This window comes from Paenibacillus sp. FSL H8-0104, from assembly GCF_038050215.1.
In the GTDB taxonomy this organism is placed as follows: domain Bacteria; phylum Bacillota; class Bacilli; order Paenibacillales; family Paenibacillaceae; genus Paenibacillus; species Paenibacillus amylolyticus.
In genome coordinates, this window is the sequence record NZ_JBBOTC010000001.1 from 4,306,994 (window position 1) to 4,325,439 (window position 18,446).

General features: G+C 47.3%; 18 protein-coding genes. All 18 read right to left on the reverse strand.

Annotated elements, in window-relative coordinates; genetic code table 11:
• Nucleotides 1-8 precede the first annotated feature (8 nt).
• The 18 genes from NST38_RS19090 to NST38_RS19175 all read right to left on the reverse strand — a co-directional run bounded on the left by NST38_RS19090 (nucleotide 9) and on the right by NST38_RS19175 (nucleotide 18,179).
• On the reverse strand, nucleotides 9-1,127 hold the full coding sequence (locus NST38_RS19090) for a hypothetical protein (RefSeq protein WP_036607656.1): 1,119 nt from the start codon (nucleotides 1,125-1,127) through the stop codon (nucleotides 9-11).
• A gap of 234 nt (nucleotides 1,128-1,361) precedes the next feature.
• Complete coding sequence (locus tag NST38_RS19095; RefSeq protein ID WP_036607658.1) at nucleotides 1,362-1,961, reverse strand: histidine phosphatase family protein; 600 nt, start codon at nucleotides 1,959-1,961, stop codon at nucleotides 1,362-1,364.
• Between the two features lie 43 nt (nucleotides 1,962-2,004).
• Nucleotides 2,005-2,640, reverse strand: a complete 636-nt coding sequence (locus NST38_RS19100; RefSeq protein WP_036607660.1) for an anti-sigma factor family protein — start codon at nucleotides 2,638-2,640, stop codon at nucleotides 2,005-2,007.
• Entirely contained in the window at nucleotides 2,637-3,230 is a 594-nt protein-coding gene (locus NST38_RS19105; protein WP_036607662.1) for an RNA polymerase sigma factor, read from the reverse strand. The genes NST38_RS19100 and NST38_RS19105 overlap by 4 nt, the downstream gene beginning before the upstream one ends.
• Before the next feature lie 726 nt (nucleotides 3,231-3,956).
• The gene (locus NST38_RS19110) at nucleotides 3,957-5,051 is read right to left on the reverse strand and encodes a prephenate dehydrogenase (RefSeq protein ID WP_076250006.1); all 1,095 of its coding nucleotides are present in this window, start codon (nucleotides 5,049-5,051) and stop codon (nucleotides 3,957-3,959) included.
• A 26-nt stretch (nucleotides 5,052-5,077) separates the two neighbouring features.
• A complete protein-coding gene (gene hisC, locus NST38_RS19115) occupies nucleotides 5,078-6,178 on the reverse strand; it encodes a histidinol-phosphate transaminase (protein ID WP_047843554.1) in 1,101 nt (366 codons plus the stop codon).
• An 86-nt stretch (nucleotides 6,179-6,264) separates the two neighbouring features.
• Nucleotides 6,265-7,071 carry a tryptophan synthase subunit alpha gene (trpA, locus tag NST38_RS19120; RefSeq protein WP_340029067.1) on the reverse strand — a complete coding sequence of 269 codons (807 nt, stop codon included), beginning with the start codon at nucleotides 7,069-7,071 and terminating at the stop codon, nucleotides 6,265-6,267.
• Nucleotides 7,068-8,267, reverse strand: coding sequence for a tryptophan synthase subunit beta (trpB, locus tag NST38_RS19125; protein WP_047843556.1), 1,200 nt, complete (start codon nucleotides 8,265-8,267; stop codon nucleotides 7,068-7,070). Before trpB ends, trpA begins: the two co-directional genes overlap by 4 nt.
• Nucleotides 8,264-8,965: a phosphoribosylanthranilate isomerase gene (locus tag NST38_RS19130; protein WP_341344267.1), complete on the reverse strand. Its 702-nt coding sequence runs from the start codon at nucleotides 8,963-8,965 to the stop codon at nucleotides 8,264-8,266. Before NST38_RS19130 ends, trpB begins: the two co-directional genes overlap by 4 nt.
• Nucleotides 8,966-9,000: 35 nt before the next feature.
• Entirely contained in the window at nucleotides 9,001-9,789 is a 789-nt protein-coding gene (gene trpC / locus NST38_RS19135) for an indole-3-glycerol phosphate synthase TrpC (protein WP_076250003.1), read from the reverse strand.
• Nucleotides 9,779-10,819 carry an anthranilate phosphoribosyltransferase gene (trpD, locus tag NST38_RS19140; protein ID WP_091034830.1) on the reverse strand — a complete coding sequence of 347 codons (1,041 nt, stop codon included), beginning with the start codon at nucleotides 10,817-10,819 and terminating at the stop codon, nucleotides 9,779-9,781. The genes trpC and trpD overlap by 11 nt, the downstream gene beginning before the upstream one ends.
• A gap of 68 nt (nucleotides 10,820-10,887) precedes the next feature.
• A complete protein-coding gene (trpE, locus tag NST38_RS19145) occupies nucleotides 10,888-12,456 on the reverse strand; it encodes an anthranilate synthase component I (RefSeq protein ID WP_036607674.1) in 1,569 nt (522 codons plus the stop codon).
• Between the two features lie 503 nt (nucleotides 12,457-12,959).
• The gene (gene aroH / locus NST38_RS19150) at nucleotides 12,960-13,337 is read right to left on the reverse strand and encodes a chorismate mutase (protein WP_047843558.1); all 378 of its coding nucleotides are present in this window, start codon (nucleotides 13,335-13,337) and stop codon (nucleotides 12,960-12,962) included.
• Nucleotides 13,338-13,342: 5 nt separating this feature from the next.
• Complete coding sequence (gene aroB, locus NST38_RS19155; RefSeq protein WP_074095641.1) at nucleotides 13,343-14,437, reverse strand: 3-dehydroquinate synthase; 1,095 nt, start codon at nucleotides 14,435-14,437, stop codon at nucleotides 13,343-13,345.
• A gap of 1 nt (nucleotide 14,438) precedes the next feature.
• Nucleotides 14,439-15,608, reverse strand: a complete 1,170-nt coding sequence (aroC, locus tag NST38_RS19160) for a chorismate synthase (RefSeq protein WP_017687707.1) — start codon at nucleotides 15,606-15,608, stop codon at nucleotides 14,439-14,441.
• Nucleotides 15,609-15,786: 178 nt separating this feature from the next.
• Nucleotides 15,787-16,581 (reverse strand): CheR family methyltransferase, encoded by a 795-nt coding sequence (locus tag NST38_RS19165; protein WP_047843560.1) that lies wholly within the window; start codon nucleotides 16,579-16,581, stop codon nucleotides 15,787-15,789.
• 25 nt (nucleotides 16,582-16,606) lie between these two features.
• Nucleotides 16,607-17,050, reverse strand: a complete 444-nt coding sequence (gene ndk / locus NST38_RS19170) for a nucleoside-diphosphate kinase (protein WP_017687704.1) — start codon at nucleotides 17,048-17,050, stop codon at nucleotides 16,607-16,609.
• 154 nt (nucleotides 17,051-17,204) lie between these two features.
• Nucleotides 17,205-18,179, reverse strand: coding sequence for a polyprenyl synthetase family protein (locus NST38_RS19175; protein ID WP_017687703.1), 975 nt, complete (start codon nucleotides 18,177-18,179; stop codon nucleotides 17,205-17,207).
• Nucleotides 18,180-18,446 lie beyond the last annotated feature (267 nt).

Genomic DNA, 18,446 nt, shown 5'->3' on the forward strand with positions numbered 1-18,446 from the left:
CTTGTCCTTCACTTGTCAAACATAATAGGCGTAATGTCTCCTGAGATGGAGCGACAGGATGCAGCAAGACGTGTGCCCCAGGCTGTCATTTGAATAGTCCTGCCTTCCTCATGTTCCCCAATACGGACCATGCCAAGATGCAACATCATTTTAACAATTCTGTTATCATAAATGGCCTCGGCCGTATCATAGTAAAACGGCTGAATGAACGGACCGATCTGACGAAACAGCGACTCGGCGGTTGACCATTCTTGGGCACATTCGCCTGTCCAATACACAATAGAGGACAGATTGGGAATAGCACCTTTATACAATCTTAACCAAAACCTAAATAGCTGTATCATTTCGGCTGTTTTCTCAGCTCCCAGCTTGTCTTCTCCAGCTGGTGATAACTTCAGCGTGCCTTGCTCCTCACGAACCAGCCGATGGTGAAATGCATAGTCGTAGAGAAGTGCGAAACGATCCGGGTAATCCTTGAAGGAACGGCCATATCCGAATCTCCATCCACCTTTGCCCACCAATTCCTCACTAATGTGCAGATGCTCCATAATCTGCTGTTGAGAGCGACGGTACATCATGCCTTCAGCGTTAAGGGCAATTTCGTGCTGCTGGACAAACTGCAGGAACAACTTGAGATCATCCGCTAAGAGATGATACTCATCCCGATACATGGGTGGTTCCGTTGTTTTGGTAATCCCTGCTCGCAGATGTGTGGATAACACATCCCTGAATCTTAATTTCAGATCCTGGGGTACCTGATACAAATACCTGGTCTGCTGCGTTGTCCCATTGAACAACCATCCACTCTTATTGAAGCGAACGATGAGATCACGTGGACTCGCGCCAGCCTCACTCTCCTTTTTGTCCATCGATTGACGGGCTATGGCAATGAGTTCTTCCATACCATAATACTGGCGAGGATCAAACAACAAGTTGTTCAAAAAGCGCTGATCTGCTTGATTCAGTTGACGTACCTGCTGCTCAAAAAAGGGTCTGCTGCCCAATGTAGTGAGAATACTCTGGATGAGTTCATGTTTGGAATTGGGCTTGCATTCACATTGGTAATAGTCTGCTATTCGATTAAGCTGGCCAATATCGGCAAAAGTAAGCATATCCGCTAGATTCATGGGTCCATCGCCTCGCCCGTTAACTACTTCGACTACTGATTCAGAGCCTGAAATAGTTTGGTTTTGTAAACATCGTTGACGGAATTCCCATAATCTAAACCTCTTTTTGGAAATCTTTTATGTTTTAAACCATACTATGCCCCGAGTTGGTCAATCAGAAGAAAAATGAGAGGTTTGAAATCATATACAGTCTTTATTTCCCCATAAAACGCAAAAAAAACAACCCAAGTTGGATTACTCAGGTTGTTTCGCTGTGTCCAAAGACAGATGTCGTGTGCAATTATACAACAGCGGACTCCAGTCATCACGTTCCTTTTCCAGGATCGTCAGTGACAGGTTTCCAATGCGTTCTGTATACCGATCTTTAAACAAAGCTGTTAACAGGTTGGCTAAGAAAGCTCCGTGAGTGACAATGAGTACGTTTTGGTCCGAATAGGCAGACCATAGATCTTCCAGAAACGCCAGTGCACGAATCTGGATATCCGCTATCTGCTCCTGTCCCAAGTCCAATGTCTCCCAGGCTTGGCCCCAACGGGCAACCCGTTCTTCTGAAGTCAGACCTTCAATCTGACCAAAAGCCCTTTCTTTCAACCGTGCGTCCGGCTCAAGCAAAGGTACATTCAACAGCTTGGAGATAATCTCCCCTGTTTCCTGTGCCCGCGATAATCCACTTGTGATGATATAGTCCCATTGGTATTCTTCCGTCAGCAGACGTCTTCCCAGGCGCTCTGCCTGTTCACGACCTTCTCCATTCAGAGGAATATCCGTCTGACCCTGTATACGGCCCGCCGCATTCCAGTCTGTAAGACCGTGACGAATAAGTCCGATTCGCACTTACATCCCTCATTTCTCCACACGGCGAACGAAAGGTTATTACCTATGCACTCGCACCTTGTTTGCGTTTATTCGTTGTTCGATGCATACGTCCAAGAGAAAATAACGCCATTCCTATTGCAAGTAAAGAGAGGGCCATCCAATACTGCGGATAAGCAGGTCCCATGCTCACAACAAAAGGTTCTATGATACTTCCTCTGTCCGCTCCAGTCATGTTGTACTGATACATGCCAGAGGACGATGGTCCGCTTCCGGCAACCCCTGTCTCCAGGATACCCGTAGTAACAACTTTGGTTTGCTCAGCTTCTGATACGTCTGGCTTAAACATTGCCATATACAGAAAGCTGCATAAAAAAATAGCCAGGAACGCGGCAATCCACAAAGACATATGCTTGCGGATCACAGCAGAGAAACGATTAACCTTTACCTCTTCCGGCAGTAACCATGGAGACTCCGCGTAGATCCGGTCCATAACGTTACGGTTCACTCTCTCTGCTTGTTGTTCTGTCACTGGAACCGGAATGCTGTGCAGCAAGATCTGAGCTTCTTCCCAGACCTCAAACTGCTCGGAGCACTCTTCACAACCAGCGAGATGAGCATGAAATGCAATCCGCTGAGGATGAGTTTCCGGCAAGTCCCAGACCAGTGCAAACAGTTCCTGGGCTTCATTGCAATTCATCGGTTCTTCATCCCTTCATATGGCTCGTACACCGGTTCGAAGAAATAAGGTTCCAATTGAGTTTTTACGCTTGATCTTGCTCTGAATAATAGCGATTTCACAGAACTGACGCTCTGCCCAAGAATATTCGCAATCTCTTGGTAGTCTAGTTGATCATACTCACGGAGTATAATCGCAGAACGCTGCTTCTCCGGCAAATTGTTAATCGCATCCCTAACCAGCATCACCCGCTCGCTGCGAAGTACAGCATACTCCGGTGTATTCTCCGAAGGAGCAACGGGAACAATCCCGCTCTCTTCAAGTGGGACATTTCCGCTACGCTGTTTGCGAAGCTCACTCAGTACCGTATTTCTCGCAATGGTATATAACCATGTTGAGAATGAGGCATCCACCTCACGGAAAGAGTGCAGACTGCGGAACGCCTTATAGAAAGTCTCAGAACAGAGATCTTCCGCAAGCAGCTCCATATTGGAACTTTTCAACATATGATATACGAAAGCCAGTATTTTACGCTGATAACGACTCATCAGCTCGGAATATAACTCCAGGTTACCTTCCTTGATCTCTCGAATCAACTGGGAATCCGTCATTTGAGTGCGACCCCTCCTCGCCCATCCATGTGCTTCTCCCCGTTCGACTCTATCCATGTATTACCGAACAGGCACAAAAAAGTTGCGGTTCTCACCGCATATAAAAAGCGTTCAGCGCCATAACTGGCCTTCCCGCCAAATTCCCCTATGTAATGGCAATTTCCCCAACGTTTCTACATTAACAGTATTTATTGTACAACGGTCTGCATCATCCTGGCAAATCCATTGGTATCCACAGAACCCGACCTGTCATTCATATGCAGTCATTTTCACGTTCATGACTTCATTTTGAGCCTTTTTGGTAACTCTTGCTTATATAGACGGACGACATACCGAAAAGGTTACAAAAATGTGATATTTATTGGATCTAAGGTATCCTAACAGATTAAGGAGGGAGATGTAAATAGAGGATGTAAGTTCAAATGTAACTATTAACATATCAATGCCTTTCCCATAACTTTTTAAGACAAAAAAAAGACCGCTTACATAAGCGGCCATTGCTCACGTGGAGCAATACAGTTATTGGATAGGAGTGGAGAGAAACCATACTGTACCCTTATTATATGTATACGTTTTCATTTTGTCAACACTTTCAGTAAAATTGTTTGAATTAATTATATCTTTCGGTAAATCAGGATAATACATCCTTTTTTTGTGTGACTGAAAATCAAATAACAACTCCAATATAACCTCACAAAAAAGAGGGCTTTCGCCCTCTTTCTCGTCTTATATCCACACTTGATAGCCTAAGGAATCCAATAACGTCTTGGCTCGTTCCATATCTTCTTCCTGACGGAAAGACAGACGCATAATGCCCGGCACATCCACCCGGTTTTCGATAATCTCCAAGTTGCTCAAGTTGATATCATTCGCCCCAAGCTCAGTTGCAATCTTACCGATCATACCCGGTGCATCCTGAACATCAGTATATAGATCAAATAACGGCGAAATCATGCCTTTGCGTCGTTCTGGTAATATACTGCGGAACTCGCGGGCCTGACGGAATGCCTCCTCTATACCTTCACCGTTCTTATGTTCCAGCATATCCGTAAAGGCCGTCATCTGGCTATTCCAGTCCTTAAGCAAGCCCAGCAGTACATCACGGTTGCTAAGCAAGATATCTCTCCACACAATCGCATCACTGGACGCAATCCGGGTAATATCCCGAAAACCGCCTGCAGCCAGCATTTTATACAGTGGATTCGACTCATTATATTCACGTACCTGATTCACCAGCGCAACAGCAATAACATGTGGCAGATGACTAATCGCCCCCACGATGTCATCGTGCAGCAGAGGCTCCACACGCACGATCTGTGCCCGCGTATACGCAAGCAGCTCAGACAACCTGCTGTAGGCTTCCTCAGGTACATGTTCTGAAGGGGTTAAGACATAGTATGCATTCTCAAATAACACGGCTGAGGCCGCATCTACGCCTGCACGCTCCGACCCCGCCATAGGGTGACCACCAATGAAATAAGCGTCAGTCAACCGCACATGCTCGGCACAAGCGGCAATGGAAGCTTTAGTGCTTCCTACGTCCGTGATGATACATCCTTTTTTCAATGGCAGCTTGGAGAGCTTTTCGAAATAGGATTCTAGCAAACCTACGGGAACGCACAAAAAAATAAAGTCGGCATCCTCTACCGCTTCTTCCAGAGAGAGCGTAGCATCATCCACTACACCGCTCGCTATGTACTTGTCCTTCAGTTCATCCAAGTGGGCGTAGCCCATCACGGTTACACCTGGCTTGCCTTTGAAGCAGAGCGACAGTGAACCGCCGATGAGTCCTACACCAATCATTGCAATTTTTAGTTTCATGGGTCCTCACTCTTTCATCGCCAGTATTAAGGGCGTGCTACCGCCTTCTCAGCCAGCGTGTTCTCCAGTGCCGTGACAAATGCACGGTTCTGTTCTGATGTTCCGACGGACACACGAATGTAAGTTGGGTATACGTGGAATCCTGAGCGAACGATAATGCCTTGTTTGAGCAAGGATTGGAACGCATTTGCCGAAGGCATATTCAGGTCAACCATAATGAAATTACCCTGTGAAGGGAAATACGACAATCCGAGACGTGCAAATTCATTTTGCAGGTAATCCCGATCCGTTGCATTCCGCTTCGAGCACTCTTGAACAAAATCCTGATCCAGTAGTGCAGCTTTTGCCGCAACCTGTCCAAAACGGGAGGTGTTAAACGGTTCACGTACACGGTTAATCAAATCAATAATTTCGGGACGTGCAATACCATATCCGATCCGGAGCGAAGCCAAACCGTAAATTTTGGAGAATGTCCGCAGGATGACCAAGTTCGGATACCGTTCGATCAATGGTATACTTTGCGGGTATGCTTCATCGGTTACGAATTCATAATAAGCTTCGTCCAGTATGACCATCACATGAGCAGGCACACGGTCCATAAAGGCTGTAAGTTCCTGCTCGGAGATAATCGTACCTGTCGGATTATTTGGATTACACACCCATACTGCTTTGGTTTTGTCGTTAATTTGCGCGAGCATCGCGCTCAGATCATGCGTGCCATCTTTCAGAGGCACTTCGATGGACACGGCACCCTCAATATCTGCATTGCTTTTATATACAGAAAATGTCTGATCTGCCATGATGGTCTCGTCACCCGGCAAGAAGAAAGCTCTCGTGATCAAAGCAATAATCTCATCGGAACCACAACCAAATATTAAGTTGTTCCGTTCAACGCCAAGATGCTTGGCAAGAACTCCCGTCAGCTCAACCGAGCTACCGTCTGGGTATATGCTTATATTAGTCATTTCTCTCGTAATGGCTTCCAGGGCGGCAGGAGAACTGCCGTACGGGTTTTCGTTGGAGGCCAGCTTGATGACTTGTTCAAGCCCCAGTTCACGTTTCACTTCTTCAATCGGTTTGCCCGGCTGGTACACAGGCAGATTGACAATCTGGGATTTCGGTTTCAACCCGACCGCCTCCTGTTATTGAAATAATGTTAGACACGAATCAGCGTGCACCTTACGTGTCCAAAAGATGTCCTTTCAGGACATCTCTATCCCTTTAATTGTGCCACAAAGTTGCGAATTTGCAACAGTCCCGCTACACGCGTATCCGGATTTTCAAGCAGAGGAATCGCATCTTCCACCTGACGAACAATGGCACTACCTACAACAACGCCATCGCAGATGCGGGAGAAATGTGCTACCTGCTCATGACTAGAGATACCAAAACCCACCGCAACAGGGAGGTCTGTCAGACTTTTCACCGTCTCAATAAAGCTCTCTACGCCATCAAAGAAAGAAGCTCTCTCTCCGGTTACCCCAAGGGATGATACACAATAGATAAAGCCCCTCGCGCCCGTTACAATCCGCTCAATCCGGGCATTAGATGTAGGTGCAACAAGCGGCACCAGATGCACACCAGCACGATTTGCGCGTTCTCGCATCTCTTCCGCTTCCTCAATCGGCAGGTCCGGAATGATCATGCCACTAATATCGTGTTTGACCAATTCATCAAAGAATACATCCAGGCCTGTCTGCAATACCGGATTATAATAGGTGAACAGTACAAACGGCAGTTTCACACCTGCCTTACGAGCTTTTGCAGCGGTTTCCATAACAGTACGAATGGTAATCTGGCTTTTCAGCGCACGTTCGGAAGCGCGCTGAATGACTGGGCCATCTGCAAGCGGATCGGAATAGGGAACACCCAGTTCCAAAATATCCGCTCCAGCCTGTTCAAGCTCCTTGATGATATCAATCGTTGTGTCCACATCCGGGTCTCCCACGGTTAAGAATGGAATAAGTGCCGTACGATTCTGTTCCTTCAATTGCTGGAAGGTCTGGTCCATCAGATTCATCCCAAGTCACCTCCCGTGTATTTCATGATGGATTCAACATCCTTGTCTCCACGTCCCGACAGACAAATGACTACAATATCATTTGCTGTAAGTTCAGGCGCCAGTTTGACAACTTGGGCAACCGCATGTGCAGACTCCAGAGCAGGAATGATTCCCTCCGTCCGACATAGGAGTTGCAGGGCATCCAGTGCTTCCTGATCCGTGATCGGTACATATTTTGCCCGTTCAATATCCTTGAGATAGGAATGCTCTGGACCAACACCCGGATAATCAAGTCCGGCCGAGATGGAATGCGCTGGCTGAACCTGTCCATACTCATCCTGCAACAGGTAACTCATAGATCCCTGGAATACACCATGCGTGCCTTTGGTCATCGTTGCAGCGTGATACTCGGTTTCGACCCCTTTGCCTGCGGCTTCAACACCAACAAGTTTCACATCCTGATCACCGATAAATGGATAGAACATACCGATCGCATTACTTCCTCCACCAACAGCGGCTACAATTACATCCGGCAAACGCCCTTCGATCTCCTGAATCTGACGACGGGTCTCATCACCAATCACACGTTGGAAATTCCGCACCATCATCGGATATGGATGAGGACCAACGACTGATCCGAGCACATAGAATGTATCCTCCACATTGCTGACCCAGTAGCGAAGTGCTTCATTACCAGCATCCTTCAGTGTCCGTGTTCCAGACGTCACCGGAATCACTTCTGCTCCGAGCAGCTTCATCCGAAATACGTTTAACTGCTGACGCTCTGTATCTTCTTCGCCCATAAATACTTTGCATTCCAGTCCAAGCAATGCGGCTACGGTTGCGGTCGCAACGCCATGTTGACCTGCACCCGTCTCGGCAATAACTTTCTTTTTGCCCATCCGTTTGGCAAGCAAACCTTGTCCAATGGCGTTATTAATTTTGTGCGCGCCTGTATGATTGAGATCTTCACGTTTTAGATAAATTTTCGGTCCGCCCAATCGGCGTGACAATTGCTCTGCATGATACAATGGCGTTTCACGTCCAGAATACTCGCTTAGCAGATAGTTCAGTTCCTTGTTAAATTCCTCATCTTCAGAGAAGTGGCTGTATGCCTCCTCCAACTCAATAAGTGCGTTCATTAGTGTCTCAGGTACAAAGCGGCCTCCGAAGTGACCGAAACGCCCGTGTTGATCCGGCAATTGATGTGTCATGCCTGCTTCACCCTTTCTACGAATGCTGTAATTTTGGCAATATCCTTCACACCTTCAGTCTCCACGCCGCTGGATACATCGACGCCGAAAGGTGCATATGTCTGTATTAGTTGTTGTACATTGTCCGGCTGCAAACCTCCTGCAACGAACAGAGCAATTTCGCGACTTTTCGCCCATTCAGCATAGGCAGGGATTCGCTCCCAGGCAAACGTTTTCCCGGAGCCCCCTCCATATAGAGGATCATGGGTATCGAGCAATATCGCATCCACGAATTTATCATAAGTATCAAGAGCCCTTATGGCTGCATCATCAGCTTCCGGTCCCGTTTCATCTTTGGGAAAAGAAAAAACTTTGAACACTGCGACATTCCACCGCTGCTTCACCTGCTGGCAAAATTCCGCAGTCTCCTGTCCATGCAGTTGAATAACATCCAGCTGAGCAATGTCCATAATGTGTTCCAGTTCTTCGAGCGTAGGATTCACAAATACACCCGCAAGCTTCGGCCGATCATAGGTAGACCATTCGAACAACACCGTTCTTAATGCAGCAGCCTGCTCGGGTTCGATTCGGCGGCGTGATTTGGCAAAAACAACACCAATGTAATCCACAGGCAAGTTTATCATCGATTTTAGCACTTCAACGTCCTGAAGTCCACATATTTTTACGGACGCTGGCAGCGGGTTTCTCAGTTCTGACATACTGTCGCCTGTGCCATCGTGTATGGAAGTATTCATCATTTTGGTCCCATCAGATCATATACAGCCGCCTCGACATCATCCTTGCGCATGAGATGCTCACCTACGAGAATACCATGAACACCTGCCTGAATCAGAGGGACTGTTGATTCTGGTCCGTCAATACCACTTTCGCTAATCAAGGTAACGCCGCTTGGAATCAATTCCATCAAATCCAGTGTCGTGTTCAGACTGGTTTCGAATGTTTTCAAATTACGATTGTTGATGCCCACTAGTGTTGCCTGCGGAATCTCCAATACCTGCTCCAGTTCTGTTCGATCATGGACTTCAATCAAGGCATCCAGCCCCAAACTTTTGGCAAATTCCAGATATTGACGAATCTGTTCAGGTGTCAGAATGCTGGCAATCAACAGTATCGCATCCGCACCCAGTAATCTTGCCTCGGCAATCTGTCGTTCATCTATAATAAAATCCTTGCGTAATAGCGGAATGTTCACTGCTTGATGGATAGCCTGCAAGTACTCGTTGCTGCCTTGAAAATACGACACATCTGTTAATACGGAGATGCAGTCTGCACCCGCTCGCTCATAAGCAGCAGCAATCTCTACCGGATGAAAATCCGGACGAATTAACCCTTTGGATGGCGAAGCCTTCTTCACTTCAGCAATAAGGCCGAGTTTGCGATTGCGTCCGCTCGATAGTGCTTGTTCAAACCCCCGAGTTGCGGGTAGTTGTTCGATTTTTTGGATAGCTTCATCCATGCGAAATGTCTGTGCAAGAACTTCAACTTCTTTATGTTTGGTTGCAACGATTCGATCAAGATACATGACTATACGCCTCCGTTGTATGAATTAACTGTTCAAGCTTCCCGGCAGCTTTGCCCGAATCTACCGCTTCTGCGGCAAGTGTCACCCCTTCAGCAATGCTATCTGCAAGACCGGATACATAGATGCACGCTCCGGCGTTCAACAGAACGACATCGCGGTAGGCACTCTGCTCACCCTGGAAGATCCTCTTAATAATTTCGGCATTCTGTGCCGCATCTCCTCCAAGTACCGCTTCAAGCGGGTGCAGAGACAAACCCATATCACGTGGATCAATATCATAGGTGTGCACTTCACCATTGCGAAGTTCAGACACCTGAGTTGGTGCCGAGATACTGATTTCATCCAGACCATCATGGCTGGCCACAACCAACGCTCTTTTGAGACCAAGACGATTCAGTACTTCAGCAATCATCGGCGTCCGGGAACGATCATACAGGCCAAGCAATTGGCGATCTGCTCCCGCAGGATTCGTTAACGGTCCGAGCATATTGAAAATGGTACGAACCCCCAGCTCTTTTCTTGGTCCTGCCGCATGTCGCATGGAAGGGTGATATACTTGGGCAAAACAGAAGCAGATTCCGATATCATCCAGACATTGTCTGGCCTGCTCACCGTTCAGATGGATATTTACACCCAGTGCCTCTAATACATCTGCACTACCCGCTTTGCCTGAAGCTGAACGGTTGCCATGTTTGGCGACCCGAACCGAGACGGCCGAAGCAATGATGGCGGATGCTGTGGAAATGTTGAATTTGTGAATACCCGATCCACCTGTTCCACAAGTGTCCAGCAAGCCGCTGCCATCCGTTAGAATTCGTCCGCCCTGACCACGCATGGCTTCAGCAAAACCGGTGATCTCATCTACCGTTTCACCCTTCATCCGTAGCGCCATCAGCAAACCTCCGATTTGAGCCGGCGTTGCCTCACCTCTCATGATCGAGTACATCAAATCTCTTGCTTCGGCTTGCTCCAGATGGCTGCCCTCTAGAATCTTCGCCAGGCCATTTTTCATGCCTTCCTCACGAGTAATCTCAGCAATAGGGGTTACAGGGTTCTCATTCATTATTGGGTTTATGTTCATCTCCGGTCTCTCCTCTCTCAGTTCTTAGCGGCCGCTGGTGTGACAAAGTAGTCTGCATTCGCCAGTCTCAACGTGCTGTCCTTTTCTTTGGCAGGAAACATTGCTTCTGCTGTTCGAATCGCCTTGAGCAATGCTTTAGCTTTGTTAACCGTTTCCTCATATTCATTCTCAGGCACAGAATCCCATACGATTCCCGCTCCGGCCTGTACATACGCTTTTCCTTTTTTAAAAATAATCGTACGAATCGTAATACAGGAGTCCATGTTACCCGAGAAACCAAGGTATCCGATTGCTCCTGCATAAGCTCCACGTGCCTCTTTCTCCAGTTCCGCGATAATCTCCATTGCACGCAGTTTCGGTGCTCCGGATACAGTACCCGCTGGCAAGCAAGAGAGGAATGCATCGAAGAAATCCTTATCTTCTCTAAGCTCGCCCGTAACGTTGGATACCATGTGCATAACGTGAGAATACCGTTCAATCTCCATGAACATGTCACACTTCACACTGCCGAAACTGGATACCCGGCCCAGATCGTTACGCCCCAGATCAACCAGCATCAGATGCTCCGCGCGTTCCTTCTCATCCTGGAGCAGATCAGCAGCGAGTGCACGATCTTCCGCTTCTGTTGCCCCTCTTGGACGTGTACCTGCAATCGGTCGTGTCTCCACACGATTCCCGTCCACCTTGACCAGCGCTTCTGGCGAAGTACCCACGATAATCTCATCATCCATTTTGAGGTAGTACATATAAGGTGATGGATTCAGGGTCCGAAGCACACGATACACGTGAAGCGGAGAAACTTCCGTATCAATGTGGAAACGCTGGGATAATACCACTTGAAAAATATCACCTGCGCGAATGTAATCTTTGGCTTGCTCCACATTACCGATAAACTGCTCTTTCGTGAGGTTGGAGCGAATATCCCCCAGTTCCACGTCTCCCGGAATGGAACGCGGATTCAGGTTCTCTCCTGGTCCTTGCTGCTGCAAACGTTCTGCCGCCTGCTCCAGCTTCTCCGAAGTCACTGCATACGCTTGGCGTATCTCATCATCCGTTGCACCGTCCTTGACGTGTACATTACCAACGAGCAACATCTGCTGCTTCACATGGTCAAAGACGATAATCTGGTCACAGAACATAAAGCGAATGTCATCCATATTCAGGTCATCCAGCGCGTGGGCTGGAAGCTTCTCATAATAGGACAGCAGGTCATATCCGAAGAAACCAATTGCCCCACCTGTGAATGGTGGCAGTTCATCATCTTTTGGACTGCGGTACTTACGCAGCAGTGCTTTCAGTTCTTCGATCGGTTTGCCTGGCAATTCACGGGTTTTCCCTGCTTCTTCTACAACAATCCGGCCTTTCTTGGCCGAAATCATCAGGAACGGATCTGTACCGATGAACGAGTATCTCGCCCATTGGATACCGCCCTCTACACTTTCCAACAGGAATGCCCGGTCGTTGTCAGCATAACGGCGGAATATTCGAATCGGAGTCTCCATATCTGCCAGAATCCGTTTGACTACCGGAATCAGATTATACTCATTCGACATTTTCAGTACTTGATTAACGTTTGGCGTTATCATCAGATCACGTCCTTTCAGATTTAGGTAGAAGAAAAGGTTATATGTACAAAAAAACCTCTACCATCAGGTAGAGGTTTGGTTATAAGCTGTATTTAACAGGGTGATGCTTCATAAATAACAAGTCCCTATACTTCGCTGTCGGATTATTCACAGGTCGCTGAATTGATGCATCTCACATCATCCAAATCGGGAAAATAAATTAGTTATAACACTTCAACTACTCATTCCAATATTACGTAAAATATAGGAGAGTGCATTGATTGTGTTTGTACCAAAATATATCAAAACAAAAGATGTCCTATGACACGTTTGTTTTCCCTATTCCTGTTACCTATTCCGTAGCACGACGTACCGTGAATCAGTTGACCGGTTTCTGTTGCCCCGGTTACCACCCACTGGACTCTGCTATATACTCCACTAGCTCAGCTGCTCTCAGCTCAATCTCAACTCTACTCAACTGGTTCTCACTATACATCATTATGATCGGTTTGACAACCCACTACTTAAGAGCCGGAAGGTGCTGCCAAATCGGGACGTAATGCCTGTGCACCGTTCAGATACACATGGTTGATTTCATTCTGAGCTTTGTTTGTATTCACATGCACCATGAAACGAATGCACTGCGCCAAGGCACCTTTAACAGGAACCTCCAGTGCACACATTAGTGGTACGAGTTCCCAACCATCCAGTTGACGAATAGCTTTTGCCGGGAAAGCAGCATCCAGATCCCCAGTTAACGTAATCCACACACTGCAGATATCTTCCGGTTGGATCTCATTGCGATCCACGATCTCCTGCAACAATACAGCCGTTTCCTTCAAAATCTGTTCTTCGTTGTTCTGCGTGACTGTTGTAGCCCCGCGAATTCCCCGTGTGACCATTGCTGTTATTCTCCCTTCCTGAGCATTTCAATGACGTCCCGAACTTCCGACACAGGTACGTCCTTCACAATTCTTGCAGCTCCAATCCGATCAGGAATGATAAACACCATATGACCTTCACGGAACTTTTTGTCATGCATCATCGCTTCCATTAATGCATCCGTGTCGAGATGCGCAGGCATCGTTGTTGGAAGGCGAAGTGAACGCAACATGCGGACCGTATCTTCATAGAGCCCTGCTGGCGCACCAAGCTTCTCACCAAGCAATGCTGATCCAGCCATACCGATCGAGATCGCTTCTCCGTGCAGGAATTCTCCATAACCGGCAATCGCTTCAATGGCATGACCAATCGTATGTCCCAGGTTCAACAACGCACGTTCTCCATTTTCACGTTCGTCTCTGGATACAATCTCTGCCTTAATGCCACATCCACGTTCCAAGCCGTATCCAAGTGCTTCCGGATTAAGCGCAAGCAGTTCTTCCGCATGTTCCTCACACCAATGTGCAAAAGCCTCATCACGGATCAGCCCGTGCTTCAGCATCTCTGACAACCCTGCCGATACATCTCGTGGCGGCAAGGATTGAAGTGTGTCCACATCATAGAGCACTAGCTCGGGCTGGTGGAATGCACCAATCATATTTTTGGCCAGCGGATGATTGACAGCCACCTTGCCGCCTACACTGCTGTCATGCGCCAAAATCGTTGTAGGTACTTGAACAAACTTGATTCCACGCATATATGTAGCGGCAACAAAACCAGCCAGATCACCTACGACACCACCACCTAAGGCCAGAATCGCAGAACTCCGATCCAGTTTGCCTTCGATCGCAACGGTCATCATATCCTGGTACACCGAAAGGGATTTCGACGTTTCACCAGAGGGTACAACCGCCGATACGACTGTATAACCAGCCGTACGCAGCGTTTGCTCCAAACCTGACAAGTATTTGGGAGCCACATTTTCATCTGTAATGATGAGCAACGGACTTTTTTTGGTCAACCCATATTGCTCAAAATATTGAGGGGCTTGTGCCAATAGACCGCTGCCAATCAGAATCGGATATGAGCGTTCCTCCAACTGTACCGTCAGCTGACGCATATTAGTAATTCTCCAGTTGAGCATTATAACTAGCAACATTAGCACGGATCTCTTCCATGGAATCCCCGCCGAATTTCTCCAGGAATGCTTTGGCAATTTCCCACGCTACAACATGCTCCATAACCACACTCGCTGCTGGTACAGCACAAGCGTCCGAGCGCTCAACCTGAGCCGTAAATGCTTCTTTTGTATCAATATCGACACTTTGCAGTGGCTTATACAACGTTGGGATCGGCTTCATCACACCACGTACAACGACTGGCATACCGTTTGTCATACCACCTTCGAATCCACCCAGACGGTTGGTTGCCCGGTGGTAGCCGCGCTCATCCGTATGCATGATTTCATCATGCACCTGTGATCCTCGAATGACTCCGGCTTCGAATCCGATACCAATCTCTACACCTTTGAATGCATTAATGGACATTACGCCTTGAGCGATTCGTGCATCCAGTTTGCGATCGTATTGAACATAACTACCCAGACCAATAGGTACACCTTCAACGATACATTCCACTATTCCTCCGATGGAATCGCCTTCTTGTTTAATCTGGTCGATGTAGGCTTCCATCTTCTTCTCTGTCTCAGCATCCGTAACACGTACAGAGGAAGCTTCTGTCACTGCGATCAGTTCATCAATCGGAAGGTCCTGATATGGAGCTTCGATCTCTCCAATGCGAAGTACACGTCCAGCTACCTTGATTCCGAATTCAGCCAGGAATTGACGAGCAATGGCACCACATGCCACACGTACCGTTGTCTCACGTGCACTGGAGCGCTCCAGTACGTTACGCAAGTCTTTAAGATTATACTTGAGTCCACCGTTCAGATCAGCGTGTCCGGGACGTGGACGATGAACGCGACGTTTCTCTTCGTCACTGCCTTCAATCGGCTCAATATTCATAATATTCTGCCAATGTTTCCAGTCGTTATTTTGAACAACCAGCGCTACCGGAGCACCTGTTGTATATCCGTGACGGATACCACCAACGAAATTCGCCTGATCCTTCTCAATCTGCATCCGGCGTCCACGGCCATATCCCTTTTGGCGGCGGTGAAGCTGGAAATTCAGTTCTTCAAAATCAATCGTCAAATTACTTGGCAATCCTTCAATAATAGCGGTCAATTGGGGTCCGTGCGTCTCCCCTGCGGTTAAATAGCGTAAACTCATAATACGTTCCCCCTTTAAACTGTTAAACTTCACATTGCTAAAATCCCATAATTTCTTTGCTTATTATAGTATAGCTGACCGGCTTTGACAAGAAAGTCGGCTCTTTCTTGTACTTGGTATACAAATAACCGCCTGAACACATGTACATGTGCTTCAGACGGCTGAACAACCATTATCATTATTTTTTCCGATAGAAGAATGTCTCTGCTGTCTCCAGACCATATTGTCCCGGGGAGAAGATCTGCTCCGTACTGCCCACAAACAAAATACCGCCTGGACGCAAACTTGCTGCAAATTTGTGATACAACAGGTTTTTGGCTTCCTCGGTAAAATAGATCATGACATTTCGGCACACAATCAGATCGTACCCATCGTCAAAACGGTCCACCAGCAAATTTTGTTTCATGAACTTGATCGAATTTTTGAGTTGCTCATCAATACGGTATACCAAGCCATCCTGCTTGAAGTAACGGTTCGCCGTTTCCTTTGGCACATCCTTAAGCGAGCGTTCCATATAACGCCCTTCCTTGGCTTTGGCCAATGCACCTTCATCCAGATCACTTGCCGTAATGGAGCTGTCCTTCAAAATGCCCATCGTGTCCAAAATCATGGCAAGTGTATAAGGTTCTTCACCTGTTGAACAGGCCGCACTCCAAACTTTAGCACGACGCTTGGACCCCAGCAGCTCAGGCAGGATCTCGTCCCGCAGCACTTCCCAACGATTGGGATTACGCCAGAATTCCGACACGTTAATCGTCATACGATCAAGGAATTCGTAAAACAATGATTTATCTTTCTGCATAGCTTCAAAAAAGTTAGAAAATGTATGAAACCCGTTTTTGTTGCGAAGTGTGGTCAGCCTTCTTTTCATCTGGCCTTCCTTGTATTGAGCAAGATCAATGCCTGTGCTCTCTTTGATTTTACGAATGAATCCGGTGTAATCCGGGTCTAGTAGTTGTTCTTGCTCCAGCATCGTGTATCACCCTTTTGGCTAATAATTACAACCAGGCTGCGATGCTCTTGTCGTATACCACCAGTTCATCTGAAGCAAAGAAATTTGCTGCTTCACGGGAAGCACTTTCCGGTGAATCTGCCCCATGAATCAGATTATGTGGTGTGTGGCTGGCGAAGTCTCCGCGAATGGTACCCGGAGCTGCTTCCTTCACATTGGTTTTTCCGATGACGATGCGCGCAAGCGCCACAATATCGTCGCCTTCCCACACCATGGCAAATACAGGCCCAGATGTGATAAAACGAACCAGATCATCGAAAAATGGTTTACCCTCATGTTCAGCATAATGGCGTTTTGCCTGATCCTCAGACATCTGCACCAATTTGCCTGCCACCAACTTAAATCCTTTGTCTTCCAGACGGCTAATAATTCGACCGATCAATCCACGCTGCACACCATCCGGCTTCACCATCAAAAATGTACGATCCATCAGCTCACTCCTCACTCACGGTTCAAAGTTAATCACTATGTAAACGCAATCCCTCTGATTGTAACATACATGTCCAAATCCTCCCAATGAGGAATCTCACAGTTCTGTTCAACTTTGGGTATGAGTAATCTGAGAGTCGAAGGTCATACATTGTTTAATGCGTACGTTTAACCACAAAATGAGCGATATCACGCAGGTTTTTGGTCGTCTTGATGTTAGGTAGCTGATCGAGAGCATCGAGCGCTTTCTTCATATATCGGTCAGCAAGGGCTTCTGCTTTAGCAATTCCTTGACTTTGTCGAATCATTCCAATTGCATCCGATGCACTTGCCCGTCCTTCTTCATGCTGGACACGGGAAATCTCCTTAAGCAAAGGTTCCCGCAGATCGGATTCTTCCAGGGCATAAAGTACAGGAAGAGTAATATTTCCTTGCTTCATGTCACTGCCAGGTGGCTTCCCAAGTTGTTTCTCGGTACCTACCAGATCAAGTACATCATCTTGAATCTGGAAGGCCATCCCCACATTGTATCCGTACGTATACAGCAGGGAAGATACATGCTCAGGCGCACGTGTAGCCAATGCCCCTAACTGACAGCTAACTGCAATCAGAAGTGCTGTTTTGCGGCGAATCCGCAGCAGATAGTTACGAACACTTTGTCCCGTATTGAAAAAGTCGCGAATTTGCTCCATCTCACCAATGGACATTTGTACCATAGCTTTGGCAAGAATACGATGAATCGCTGGATCGGATAATCCGGCAGTCATTTCAAGTGCCTTACCGTAGATATAGTCTCCAGTGTACATGGCAATCCGGTTATCCCATTTTGACTTCACCGTGGGTTTGCCTCGGCGTGTCTCCGCATTATCAATGACATCATCATGAACGAGGGATGCCGAATGGATGAGTTCCAGCGGAACCGCAACCAGCTTCAGACGTTCAATGTCGTATGTACCAAATTTCCCACCAAGTAACACAAAAACGGGCCGCAACCGTTTTCCTCCTGCTTTGAGCAAATGAAGTGACGTTTCACTCAGCAGCTTCTGTTCTCCTCGAACACTGCGATACAACTCTTTCTCAATGTAATCCATGTCCTTTTTTAACAACCCGAAAATATCCAATAGTTTCATTCGTTCACCCGTATCAGCGTATTGTCAGTCCATAAATTCATGCTTACCTTCCCCTCCAGCAAGTCGGGCCTGCAGGCATTACGAGAAACCCGGCTTACCGTTCTTGCTTGTGTTGTTCTATAAGGTAATCTAACGTGTTTTTCTTCTCCGAATGTCATAGCCAACACCCGAAAATTAAACTCTGCGACTTGTTCTGAAACAAAATACAGAAGTTGCCGGAGCATGGGTCAAGACTGTGGTTCATGAAGACTCACCATCAGTGCTCAC

Excerpts from the sequence above, each read along its gene's own strand:
- NST38_RS19090 (WP_036607656.1), bottom strand. The coding sequence starts at position 1,127 with ATGAATCTAGCGGATATGCTTACTTTTGCCGATATTGGCCAGCTTAAT.
- NST38_RS19100 (WP_036607660.1), bottom strand. The coding sequence starts at position 2,640 with ATGAATTGCAATGAAGCCCAGGAACTGTTTGCACTGGTCTGGGACTTG.
- NST38_RS19105 (WP_036607662.1), bottom strand. The coding sequence starts at position 3,230 with ATGACGGATTCCCAGTTGATTCGAGAGATCAAGGAAGGTAACCTGGAG.
- NST38_RS19110 (WP_076250006.1), bottom strand. The coding sequence starts at position 5,051 with ATGAAACTAAAAATTGCAATGATTGGTGTAGGACTCATCGGCGGTTCA.
- trpA (WP_340029067.1), bottom strand. The coding sequence starts at position 7,071 with ATGAATCTGATGGACCAGACCTTCCAGCAATTGAAGGAACAGAATCGT.
- trpB (WP_047843556.1), bottom strand. The coding sequence starts at position 8,267 with ATGACACATCAATTGCCGGATCAACACGGGCGTTTCGGTCACTTCGGA.
- NST38_RS19130 (WP_341344267.1), bottom strand. The coding sequence starts at position 8,965 with ATGTCAGAACTGAGAAACCCGCTGCCAGCGTCCGTAAAAATATGTGGA.
- trpC (WP_076250003.1), bottom strand. The coding sequence starts at position 9,789 with ATGTATCTTGATCGAATCGTTGCAACCAAACATAAAGAAGTTGAAGTT.
- trpE (WP_036607674.1), bottom strand. The coding sequence starts at position 12,456 with ATGATAACGCCAAACGTTAATCAAGTACTGAAAATGTCGAATGAGTAT.
- aroH (WP_047843558.1), bottom strand. The coding sequence starts at position 13,337 with ATGGTCACACGGGGAATTCGCGGGGCTACAACAGTCACGCAGAACAAC.
- aroB (WP_074095641.1), bottom strand. The coding sequence starts at position 14,437 with ATGCGTCAGCTGACGGTACAGTTGGAGGAACGCTCATATCCGATTCTG.
- aroC (WP_017687707.1), bottom strand. The coding sequence starts at position 15,608 with ATGAGTTTACGCTATTTAACCGCAGGGGAGACGCACGGACCCCAATTG.
- NST38_RS19165 (WP_047843560.1), bottom strand. The coding sequence starts at position 16,581 with ATGCTGGAGCAAGAACAACTACTAGACCCGGATTACACCGGATTCATT.
- ndk (WP_017687704.1), bottom strand. The coding sequence starts at position 17,050 with ATGGATCGTACATTTTTGATGGTGAAGCCGGATGGTGTGCAGCGTGGA.
- NST38_RS19175 (WP_017687703.1), bottom strand. The coding sequence starts at position 18,179 with ATGAAACTATTGGATATTTTCGGGTTGTTAAAAAAGGACATGGATTAC.